The sequence below is a fragment of the Amycolatopsis sp. NPDC003731 genome, assembly GCF_053586895.1.
In genome coordinates this window covers 1-10664 of sequence record NZ_JBSFNC010000228.1, presented here as the reverse complement: position 1 = coordinate 10664, position 10664 = coordinate 1, and the positions used below count along the sequence as shown (strand labels likewise).

The following is a 10664-nucleotide window of genomic DNA, read 5'->3' as shown; positions in this document are numbered from 1 at the left end:
GTGCGCGGGTTCGGCCGGGTGGCGCGCCGGCTTGGCCCGGTGCCGTTCACGCTCGCGAGGCCGAACCTCGGTTCGCTCCGGCGCGCGGCTCGGGCAACCCCGACCCCGCCGCGCAGGTCGCCGCCGCGATCCCGCCGCATCCCTCGGCGCGGCCGAATGGTGCGCGGGCTCGGCCGGGTGGGCGTCTGGTGTGGTCAGCCCATGCTCGGACCTGGCCGAGCGGGCCGTCAGCGTGGCCGGCGCATCCTCAGGCCGGGCCGCGGCGCCTGCTGGCGTGGCCGGCTCGTGCGCGGGCTCGGCTGGCCGGCGCACCGGCGTGGCCCGGCGCCATTCACCCCCACCCGGCCGGTGCTCATCCCGCCCTCGCGCGTCTGTCGGCCGCCACCCGCCCGGCTCCGACGCGGCCCACCCTCAAGACCCCGCCCCACCTCTCCACCCGGCCGATCTGCCTCGTCCCGGCCCCCAGCCGCCCATCGGCAGCCCGGGTACGCGGTGGCCCCCACGTCGAGCGCCTCGCCAAAGCAGCCGCCACCGTCTTGGCCGCTCGCGGCGTCCCCGTCACCGTCGCTCCGGCGCTGGAGCTCGCCGGCGCAGCCCGCGACGCGGTCGGCCTGACTCGCGAGCAACGCGCCGCCAACCTCGCCGGCCGCCTGAAGTTCCGTGAAGCGGGCCGCCCGCCTCCGGGCGTCGACATCGTGGTGCTCGACGACGTGATCACCACCGGCGCCACCGCCGCGGCCTGCACCCGGGCCCTGGCGGCGGCGGGCTTCACCGTCTCCGCCGTCCTGACCCTCCTGGCGGCCGGCTGAAAGAACAAAGCGCACAGATCAAAAAGGGTGGTACCGGTTCCGCGGGCTCACTTCGATCAAACACCGCCCAAACCACCTCGCCCCAGCTCAGCCCGCAAAAAGCCAGCCAATATCGCACTTCTCGCGCCCGGGTGAACCCGGCGTCACCTACACGAGTGACAACAACCGGGAACGCGGAGGGACCGGCGCCCGTTGTCCGGGCATGAGGGTGTCGATCACGATCACTCGGCCGCCGCACCACTCCACCGGGGTGGCGGCTGTGGGAGACCGGGCTGTCACCCTCGGCGTCCAGCAGGAGGCAGCGATGCGCCGTCCGTGTGACAGCACGGCGACAGCGGCGCGTCCGACCAGCGGGTGTTTTGCGGTGCCCACTTCGCGATCACTGCGCGGGGTGACCGAGTCCCATCCCCTGACATCCCCCGGCTCGGGGGCTGTTGTAACGGGCGTGAGGAAGCTAACGTGCTCCGCAATCAGCAATCCCCGCAGGCAGGGAGGTGACGAGCCCATGTCCCTGGCGCCGGAGGTGCGCTGAGTCCGCGCTCGGTCACCGGAACGAGACGTCGTCCACCGTTTCCGAGTTCCTTCTCAGCCCGCGATCCGGGCTTACGTCCCCGCAATACCGGCGCCGTGTGTGAACACAACAGCTCGCAGTCATCTCAGCGAGGGAGGTCGTGTATGGACATCGTCGTTAAGGGCCGCAACGTGGAGGTGCCCGACCACTATCGGGCGCTTGTCAGCGAAAAGCTGGCCCGGCTCGAGCGCTACGACAGGAAAGTCATCCGGTACGACGTGGAACTGTTCCACGAACCCAACCGGCGCCAGGCCAAGAGCTGCCAGCGCGTCGAAATCACCGGAAAGGGGCGGGGCCCGGCCGTACGCGCTGAAGCGTGTGCCGCCGACTTCTACGCGGCGCTCGATTCCGCAGTCACCAAGCTGGAAAACCGGCTGCGGAGGACACACGACCGGAGGCGCGTGCACTACGGCCGCAGCCGCCCGGAATCGGTCGCCGAAGCGACCTCGGCACTGCCGGGTGGTGGATCCCCGGCCGCAGCCAGTCCCGCCGCGCGTACCGCGGTGTTGGACGCACCCGAAGCCGAACCGCAGGCGAACGGCTTCGCGAGTGCCGAAGAATTCCACCTGCCCCAGCAGCAGAGCTGGGCCGACGACGACCTGGGTCACCAGCCCGGCCGCGTCGTTCGCGAGAAGCAGCACACCGCGGAGCCCATGACGGTGGACCAGGCTCTCTACGAGATGGAGCTGGTCGGCCACGACTTCTACCTCTTCAACGACTCCGACGCGGGCCGGCCCAGCGTGGTCTACCGGCGGAAAGGCTTCGACTACGGCGTGATCCGGCTCGGCTGAGCCGGGTACAAGGGAGGTCAGCCGGAGGGCCCGCACGCGCTCGCGTGCGGGCCCTCCGCACGTCAGAACCTACGGCGTGTGCACACGAGGGCCACCGTTCCCTACGATGGGGGTGGGAAGGTGGTGCCGAACACGGCCGCCACCGCGGGAGAACCTGCCCGGGACCGGCCTGGGCGCGCTCATATTCAGCTAGTGAGGTCGACCGGATGGTGCTGAACCGCCTGCTCCGCGCGGGTGAGGGCAAGATGGTGAAGCGGCTGCGCAACATCGCCGATCACATCAACACCCTCGAAGACGACGTCAAGGACCTGACCGACGCCGAGCTGCGGGCCAAGACCGAGGAGTTCCGCAAGCGGAACGGCGACGGCGAATCCCTCGACGACCTGCTCCCGGAGGCCTTCGCGGTCGTCCGGGAAGCGGCCAAGCGGGTGCTGGGCCAGCGCCACTTCGACGTCCAGCTGATGGGCGGCGCGGCGCTGCACCTCGGCCAGGTCGCCGAGATGAAGACCGGCGAGGGCAAGACGCTCACCTGCGTCCTCCCCGCCTACCTCAACGCCATCCCCGGCAAGGGCGTCCACGTCGTCACGACGAACGACTACCTGGCCAAGCGCGACTCGGAGTGGATGGGCCGCATCCACCGCTTCCTCGGCCTCGAGGTCGGCGTCATCCTGTCGGAGCAGCAGCCGGACGTGCGGCGCTCCCAGTACAACGCCGACATCACCTACGGCACGAACAACGAGTTCGGCTTCGACTACCTGCGCGACAACATGGCGTGGAGCCTCGACGACTGCGTGCAGCGCGGGCACAACTTCGCCATCGTCGACGAGGTGGACTCGATCCTCATCGACGAGGCCCGGACGCCGCTGATCATCTCCGGCCCGGCCGACCAGTCGTCGCGCTGGTACGTCGAGTTCGCCCGGCTCGCCCCCCTCATGCAGGGCATCGACACCACGACGATGGGGTCGCGCGAGCGCGTCGAGAAGACGAACCTGATCAACTCGAAGTACCACTACGAGGTCGACCAGCGGAAGCGCACCGTCGCCGTCACCGAGAAGGGCGTCCGGTTCGTCGAGGACCAGCTCGGCATCGACAACCTGTACGAGGCCGCGAACACCCCGCTGGTCGGGTACCTGAACAACGCGCTGAAGGTCCAGGAGCTCTTCCACCGGGACAAGGACTACATCGTCCGCAACGGCGAAGTCATGATCGTCGACGAGTTCACCGGGCGCATCCTGCACGGCCGCCGCTACAACGAGGGCATGCACCAGGCGATCGAGGCCAAGGAAAAGGTCGAGATCAAGGCCGAGAACCAGACCCTGGCGACGATCACGCTGCAGAACTACTTCCGCCTCTACGAGAAGCTGTCCGGCATGACCGGTACGGCCGAGACCGAGGCCGCGGAGTTCCACCAGACCTATAAGCTGGGTGTGGTGCCGATCCCGACCAACCGGCCGATGATCCGCGTCGACCAGGCCGACCTGATCTACAAGACCGAGCAGGCCAAGTTCGAGGCCGTCGCCGAGGACATCGCCGAGCGGCACGAAAAGGGCCAGCCGGTGCTGGTCGGCACGACCAGCGTCGAGAAGTCCGAGCACCTGTCGAAGCTGCTGGTGAAGCTGAGCGTCCCGCACGAGGTGCTGAACGCGAAGCACCACGACCGGGAGGCGCTGATCGTCGCGCGCGCCGGCCAGAAGGGCGCCGTCACGGTCGCCACGAACATGGCCGGCCGCGGTACCGACATCGTGCTGGGCGGCAACCCCGACCTCATCGCCGACCAGGTGCTGCGCGAGCGCGGCCTGGACCCGGTCGAGCACTCCGAGGAGTACGAGGCCGCGTGGCCCGAGGTCCTCGAGCAGGTCAAGGCGGAGTCGAAGGCCGAGGGCGAAGAGGTCCGCGAGGCCGGCGGGCTCTACGTGCTGGGCACCGAGCGGCACGAGTCGCGCCGCATCGACAACCAGCTCCGCGGCCGGTCCGGCCGTCAGGGCGACCCGGGCGAGTCCCGCTTCTACCTCTCGCTCGGTGACGAGCTCATGCGCCGCTTCAACGCGACGATGGTCGAGCGCGTCATGACGACCATGCGGCTGCCCGACGACGTGCCGATCGAGCACAAGATGGTCTCCAAGGCCATCAAGAGCGCGCAGACCCAGGTCGAGCAGATCAACATGGAGCAGCGCAAGGACGTCCTCAAGTACGACGAGGTCATGAACGAGCAGCGCAAGGTGATCTACGCCGAGCGCCACCGCGTCCTCGCCGGCGAGAACCTGCGCGACCAGATCGAGGGCATGCTCGAGGACGTCGTCAACGCCTATGTGGACGGTGCGACGGCCAACGGCTACGCCGAGGACTGGGACCACGAGAAGCTGTGGTCGGCGCTGAAGCAGCTCTACCCGGTCTCGGTGACCTGGGACGAGTTGATGGACGACGGCGACCTCGACGCCGACGGCCTGCGCCAGGCGCTGCTCGAAGACGCCCGCCGCGCCTACGACCAGCGCGAAGAGGAGATCAACGCGCTCGTCGGCCCGGAGGGCATGCGGACCCTGGAGCACCAGGTGATGCTGACGGTCCTCGACCGCAAGTGGCGCGAGCACCTCTACGAGATGGACTACCTCAAGCAGGGCATCGGCATGCGGGCGCTGGCGCAGCGCGACCCGCTGATCGAGTACCAGCGCGAGGGCTTCGACATGTTCCGCGCGATGCTCGACTCGCTGAAGGAGGAGGCCGTCGGCTTCCTGTTCAACCTGCAGGTCGAGCGCGCCGAGGCGCCCCCGGCCGAGGAGGCCTCGGCGCTGCCGACGGGTGTCGCGACCGGCAACGGCCAGGCGACCGAAGGCCGCCACGCGCGTCCGGCGCCGCCGCAGCCGCCGACGACCGACACCGAGTCCGTCCCGGCCGCCCTGCGCGGCAAGGGTCTCGGCGGCGGTGGCCAGCAGTCGGGCATGATGCTGTCCGGTCCGGGCGAGGACGGCGAGGTCGAGTCCCACGCCGAAGGTGGGGCGCAGGCCGCGGGCGGTGGCGCCGGCGGTACGCGTCGCGACCGTCGTGCCGCCCAGCGTGACGCCGCCAAGAAGGGCAAGAAGGGCCCGCGTCGCTGACACGGGTGTCGATCGGGGCGCGCGGCGAGATCCGCGCGCCCCGGTTTCGTTGATGGGGGTTTTGTGACGTCGGCAGATCCACAGGAGTTCTTCGCGCTGTTCGGCGCCGAGCGGCGGCCGGACCCGTACCCGCACTACCGCCGCTGGCGCGAGGCCCGCCCGGTGGCGGCCCTCGCGGAGCGGATGTTCGTGGTCAGCGGCCTCGCCGAGGCCACGCAGGTGCTGCGCGACCCGGCGTTCGGGCACCCCGAACCCGAGTACCTCGACCCGGCGGACCGCCTCCCGGACCAGCCGGTCGACGAATCGGGACGCGTGGTCCGGGCGTTCCTGTCGCTGAACCCGCCCGACCACACGCGCCTGCGGCGGCTGGTGGCGAAGGCGTTCACGCCGCGGATGGTCGAGCAGCTGGCGCCGCGCATCGAGGAACTCGCGGCAGCGCTCATCGACCGCGCGCCGGCGGAGTTCGACGTGATGACGGCGTTCGCGAAGCCGTTGCCGGTCGAGGTGATCGCGGAACTCCTGGGCGTGCCACTGGACGACCGCGATCGCTTCGCGGAGTGGTCGCACGCAATGGCGCGGGCCCTGGACCCGCCATTCCTGCAGCCCCCGGACACGCTCGAACCGGCGGTCAGGGCACGGCAGTCGTTCGTCGCGTACTTCCGCGAGCTGGCGGCCGACCGCCGGCGCGAGCCGGGCGACGACCTGCTGTCGGCGCTGGTGGCGGTCTCGGACGCGGGCGACGTGCTCACCGAGGGCGAGCTCCTGGTGACGTTGACGCTCCTGCTGATCGCCGGCCACGAGACGACGACGAACCTGATCGGCAACGGCGTACTGGCGCTGCTGCGCTCCCCGGAGGGCTTGAAGTCCCTGGGAGCGGACGGCGAGAACGCGGCGCGCGTGGTGGAGGAGGTCCTGCGCTACGACTCGCCGGCCCAGCTGACGGCCCGAACGGCCCTGCGCGACACGACGCTGGCGGACCTGCCGATACCGCAGGGTAGCCAGGTGATCGTGGTGATCGGAGCAGCCAACCGCGACCCGGCCACGGGCCCTTCCCCGGACTCCTTCGACCCGGCGCTGAAGCCCGGCCGGCATCTGGCGTTCGGCCAGGGGATCCACTTCTGTTTGGGAGCGCCGTTGGCGAGGTTGGAGGCCCGGATCGCCTTCCGCGAGCTGGCCCGCCGCCGCCCAGGCCTGAGGTTGACGGGAACACCGGCCTGGAATCCCACGGCAACCCTGCGCGGCTTGTCGAGCCTCCCGGTGACCAGCAGCGATTAGCCCTGGCCCGGCTGCCCGCGCCACCAGGCCTGACCAGGGACTGCGCCGCGTCAGCACGACGCGGCGCAGGTCCCTCGACCAGCCAGAGGCCCCAACCGGCCTCCGGCGGCGAGCGGCCCCCAACACCCCACCTCAAGCCGCCCGCCGCAGCGGGTTCGCCGGGGGCTGCGGCTTCAACAGCGCGAACCGCTCGCACCGCCACCCCACCGGCGTCCGCACGAACCTCGCCGCCAGGGCGAACGAACGGCCGTCCGCCTCCACGCGGGCGCAGGCCTCCACCACGTCCGGTGCCGGGCTGCACGTGTGGATCGTCTGCGTCCGGTGCCGGGGCCTCGGCCGGCGAGGTCCGGCCAGCCCGGCGAACACCTCCGGCGCCACCAGTGCGCGGACCTGCGCCGCCGGTCGGCGGCCGTCGTACGCCTCCAGCAGCATGTTCAGCAGGTGGCCGACTTCGCCCGCCTCGCCCTGTCTCGGCGCCGGGCAGCGCGCGCGTTCCTCCTCCCGCTGAGGCACCTGCCGACCGTCCGCCCGCCGCGGCACCTCGCAGTCGATCAACGTCCGCAACCGATGTTCCTCGATCATTTCCTGCCCTCCCTGACTCGGCTTTCGCTTAGAGGCGAGAACGGGCCGGAAAAGAACCGGGAATCGCTCGATTCGGGCGAAAACCGCCGAACTGTGGATTCCGGCCGCCGGATGCGGTAGGTGGGCCACTCTGCGGGACACGTCACAACGCGCCCGGCTATTGTGTGCCGCGTGCTGAAAGGGTTATTGGTCGATTTCGCCGGAGTTCTCACGGACCCTGACGCCGGCCGGTTCTACGACTACCTGGCGGCCGCGCGCGAACGGGGCGTCCGCACCGCGCTGCTGTCCAACGCTCCCGGCGCGTCGGACGAGGTCAAGAACACCATGTTCGACTATTTCGACGCTCTGGTGTTTTCCGGTGAGGTCGGCGTGGCGAAACCGGATCCGGCCGTCTACCTGATCGCGGCCGACCGGCTCGGGCTGCCGGTCGCGCGCTGCGCGTTCGTCGACGACTCCGCGACGAACATCCGCGGCGCCGTCCAGGCGGGCATGGTCGGGGTGCACCACCGGTCGGTCAGCAAGACGCTGGACGAACTCGCCGTGCTGTTCCCCACCGGCTGAGGGTCAGCGCGCGCGGCGGACCAGCTCGAACGACACCACCGCGGCGGCAGCCGAGACGTTCAGCGACTCGACGTCGCCCGGCATCGGGATCGACAGCCACTCCGTGACGAGCTCGCCGACCTCCGGCCCGACCCCGGCCGTCTCGCCGCCGAGGACGAACGCGGCGCGCTGCGGCAGGTCGACGTCGAACACCGTGGTGCGCGCCGACGCGCCCAGCGCGTAGAGCCCGTAGCCGGCTTCGGTGAGCAGCTCGGCGGCCTCGCGCGCCGAGCCGCAGCGCAGCACCGGCGCGCGGAACGCCACTCCGGCCGAGGCCTTGACCACCAGCGGGTCCAGCGCCGCGACGCCGCGCCGGGGCACGATCACGCCGTCCAGCCCGGCCGCGGTCGCCGTCCGCAGGATCATGCCGACGTTCGCGGGGGTGGTGATGCCGTCCAGCAGCAGCACCCGCGACGGCGGGCGCCGGTCGGCCAGCGCCGCGGAAAGCGCTCGCATCCGCGGGGCGACGACGTCGGCGAGCACCCCTTGATCCTGCTTGCCGTTGCCGGCGAGCACCTTGACCCGGTGAGCGCTGGCGCGCTGCACCGGCACGCCGGCGGCCTTCGCCGCGCGCTGGATCTCGGCGGCGCCGGGGCCGCGGGCGGTGTCGGCGAGGATCACCTTGTCCACGCGCAGGCCGTCGTCGGCCAGTGCCTCGAGCACCGGCTTCCGGCCGTACACGGTCAGGAACCGGTCCTTCGGCGAGATCGTCGACTCATCACCCACACCCCGCAGTCTTCCATTGTGTAAGGATCGGCCCATGCCCGACCGCCTTTCCGCGCTGGACGCCTCGTTCCTGTACGTCGAGGACCACGCGACCCCGATGCACGTCGGCGGCGTGGCGATCTTCGAGCGGCCGCGGTCCGGGTTCGGCTACACCCAGCTGGTCGACCTCATCGGCGGGCGGCTCGCGTACCTGCCGCGGTACCGGCAGCGCGTGCTGGAGGTGCCGGGCCACCTGGCGCGCCCGGTGTGGGTGGACGACGTCGACTTCGACCTGAACTACCACGTCCGGCGCTCGGCGCTGCCCCAGCCGGGCAGTGACGAGCAGCTGTTCGACCTGGTCGCGCGCCTGATGTCGCGGCGGCTGGCACCGGAGCGGCCGCTCTGGGAGGCGTACTTCATCGAAGGCCTGTCCGGCGACCGGGTGGCGCTGGTCACGAAGACCCACCAGTCCGTTGTGGACGGTGTCGGCACGATCGACCTCGGCCAGCTCATCCTCGATCCGGCGCCGGCCGAACCGGAGCCGTTCGAGGACATCTGGACACCGCGCCGCGAGCCAAGCCGCACCCAGCTGGTGCTGGACGCGATCAGCGAGGGCGTCCAGCGGCCGGGCGAGGTGGTGGAGAACGTCCGGTCGGCGGCGAACGACGCCTTCGCGGCGGCTGGCAAGTTCGCCGAGACGGTCGGCGGGGTGGCGTCGACGCTGCGCACGCTGGTCAGCCCGGCGCCGCCGGGGCCGCTGAACGTCCGGGTCTCGGGCGGCCGCGTGTTCGCGGTGGTCCGCACGCGGCTGGAGGACTTCCGCAAGATCCGCGCGGCGCACGGCGGCACGGTCAACGACGTCGTCCTCGCGGCCATCACCGGGGCCCTGCGCGAATGGCTCTTGTCGCGCGAAGTCCAGCTGACGCCGAACACGACGATCCGCGCGCTGGTGCCGCTGGCGGTCCGCGACGCCGAGACGCCCGGCTACTCGACGCCGGGGCTGGTCGGCAACCAGGTGGCGGCGTACCTGGTGGACCTGCCGGTGGGCGAGCCGAACCCGGTCCTGCGGCTCCAGCACATCGGCCACGCGATGGCCGAGCACCTCGATTCGGGCCGTTCGGTGGCGGCGCGCGGCCTGCTCAAGGTCGGCGGCTTCGCCCCGGCTACGCTCCACTCGCTCGGCGCGCGGGCGGCGGGGTCGCTGTCCGGGCGCATCTTCAACGTCATGGTGACCAATTCACCGGGCCCCCAGGTGCCGATGTACGCGGGAGAGGCCAGACTGGTCGAGATGTTCCCGGTGATGCCGCTGATGCGCACCCAGGCGCTGGCGATCGGGGTGACGTCGTACCACGGCGGCGTCTACTTCGGACTGAACGGCGACCGCAAGGCCGCGTTCGACGTGGATCTCGTGGCCGGGATGATCGAAGAGTCCCTGGAAGAGCTGAAGGGTGCGCACTGGTGAGGGTCTATCTGCCTGCGACCATCGCGATGCTTCGCGACCTCGAAACCTCGGGGGAGTTCCGCGCCCGCAGCGGAACGGCGTTCGCGCTGACCCCGGCGTTGCGCGAGGCGTACGTGAGCGGGTCGGACGAGGAGCTCGAGTACGCGGCGTTGCTGGACGCGGCCCGGGCCTCGTTGCGCCTGATCGCGGCGGAGGAGAAGGGCGAGCCGCGCCGGGTGGTGGTGTCGGCGGACGTTTCCGGAGTGACTTTGCGTCCGGACCTGGACGCGCCGGTGGTCCGCATCGGCGGCCCGATCCCCCTGTCGGCGGTGGCGGCGATCCACGTGGACGCCCCCGAGGCGGCGGAGGCGGTGGCCGCGGCGGCGGCGGTGATCGACGCGGCTGACCTGGGGGATCCGGATGCGGAGTTCACGCTGGGGGACGCCGAGGATCACGAGCTGGCTTGGTACGCGCCGCAGGAACTGCCGTTCCTGCTGGAGCTGCTCTGAGTTGTCCTCAATGCGGGTCGCCTGTGGACAACCGGCCTTGAGCTGGGGTTTTGTCGGTGGGGGCCGGTAGAGTGGAACTGGGGACGCCCCCCGTGGTGGGTGGGGGTTTGTTGGGGGGCGAGGGCGGGCTGAAGCCGCGAAACCGGGCGGTTCTTCGTGGAGGCGGGTCTGCTCGGTGGTGCCGCTGACTTGGGCGGTTCTGGGTGCCCACCACCCCGAAGCCGCGATTGTCACTACGGCCGGTGGTACCGCGTCAAGGCGGGAAAGCGTGCCTTGACCCGGCACCACC

9 protein-coding genes are annotated in these 10664 nt (G+C 71.0%); 7 read left to right on the top strand and 2 right to left on the bottom strand.

The features are described 5' to 3' along the window. The first annotated feature begins 536 nt into the window (after positions 1-536). The 4 genes from ACWDN5_RS44445 (at position 537) to ACWDN5_RS44430 (ending at position 6538) form a co-directional block, all read left to right on the top strand. Positions 537-809, top strand: coding sequence for a hypothetical protein (locus ACWDN5_RS44445; protein WP_449680504.1), 273 nt, complete (start codon positions 537-539; stop codon positions 807-809). 675 nt (positions 810-1484) lie between these two features. Beyond that, entirely contained in the window at positions 1485-2171 is a 687-nt protein-coding gene (hpf, locus tag ACWDN5_RS44440) for a ribosome hibernation-promoting factor, HPF/YfiA family (protein ID WP_449680503.1), read from the top strand. Between the two features lie 206 nt (positions 2172-2377). After that, positions 2378-5263 (top strand): preprotein translocase subunit SecA, encoded by a 2886-nt coding sequence (gene secA, locus ACWDN5_RS44435; protein ID WP_449680502.1) that lies wholly within the window; start codon positions 2378-2380, stop codon positions 5261-5263. 63 nt (positions 5264-5326) lie between these two features. Continuing rightward, positions 5327-6538, top strand: coding sequence for a cytochrome P450 (locus tag ACWDN5_RS44430; protein WP_449680501.1), 1212 nt, complete (start codon positions 5327-5329; stop codon positions 6536-6538). 132 nt (positions 6539-6670) lie between these two features. Here ACWDN5_RS44430 and ACWDN5_RS44425 read toward each other — a convergent pair whose 3' ends face one another. Continuing rightward, positions 6671-7120, bottom strand: a complete 450-nt coding sequence (locus ACWDN5_RS44425; RefSeq protein WP_449680500.1) for an Rv3235 family protein — start codon at positions 7118-7120, stop codon at positions 6671-6673. Positions 7121-7306: 186 nt separating this feature from the next. Here ACWDN5_RS44425 and ACWDN5_RS44420 point away from each other — a divergent pair, with 186 nt between their 5' ends. Further along, positions 7307-7681, top strand: coding sequence for an HAD-IA family hydrolase (locus ACWDN5_RS44420; protein WP_449680505.1), 375 nt, complete (start codon positions 7307-7309; stop codon positions 7679-7681). A gap of 3 nt (positions 7682-7684) precedes the next feature. On the opposite strand, the gene ACWDN5_RS44415 is transcribed toward ACWDN5_RS44420, so the two are convergent. Then, positions 7685-8446, bottom strand: coding sequence for a TrmH family RNA methyltransferase (locus ACWDN5_RS44415; RefSeq protein ID WP_310973432.1), 762 nt, complete (start codon positions 8444-8446; stop codon positions 7685-7687). Between the two features lie 34 nt (positions 8447-8480). On the opposite strand from ACWDN5_RS44415, the gene ACWDN5_RS44410 reads away from it, so the two are divergent. Together ACWDN5_RS44410 and ACWDN5_RS44405 are read left to right on the top strand one after the other, a co-directional pair. Continuing rightward, positions 8481-9887 (top strand): WS/DGAT/MGAT family O-acyltransferase, encoded by a 1407-nt coding sequence (locus ACWDN5_RS44410; RefSeq protein WP_310973431.1) that lies wholly within the window; start codon positions 8481-8483, stop codon positions 9885-9887. Beyond that, positions 9884-10375, top strand: coding sequence for a DUF6912 family protein (locus ACWDN5_RS44405; RefSeq protein ID WP_191315199.1), 492 nt, complete (start codon positions 9884-9886; stop codon positions 10373-10375). The genes ACWDN5_RS44410 and ACWDN5_RS44405 overlap by 4 nt, the downstream gene beginning before the upstream one ends. Positions 10376-10664 lie beyond the last annotated feature (289 nt).

What these genes read in the sequence shown, in the direction of transcription:
- hpf (WP_449680503.1), top strand. Translation starts at nt 1,485, where the DNA reads ATGGACATCGTCGTTAAGGGCCGCAACGTGGAGGTGCCCGACCACTAT.
- secA (WP_449680502.1), top strand. Translation starts at nt 2,378, where the DNA reads ATGGTGCTGAACCGCCTGCTCCGCGCGGGTGAGGGCAAGATGGTGAAG.
- ACWDN5_RS44425 (WP_449680500.1), bottom strand. Translation starts at nt 7,120, where the DNA reads ATGATCGAGGAACATCGGTTGCGGACGTTGATCGACTGCGAGGTGCCG.
- ACWDN5_RS44410 (WP_310973431.1), top strand. Translation starts at nt 8,481, where the DNA reads ATGCCCGACCGCCTTTCCGCGCTGGACGCCTCGTTCCTGTACGTCGAG.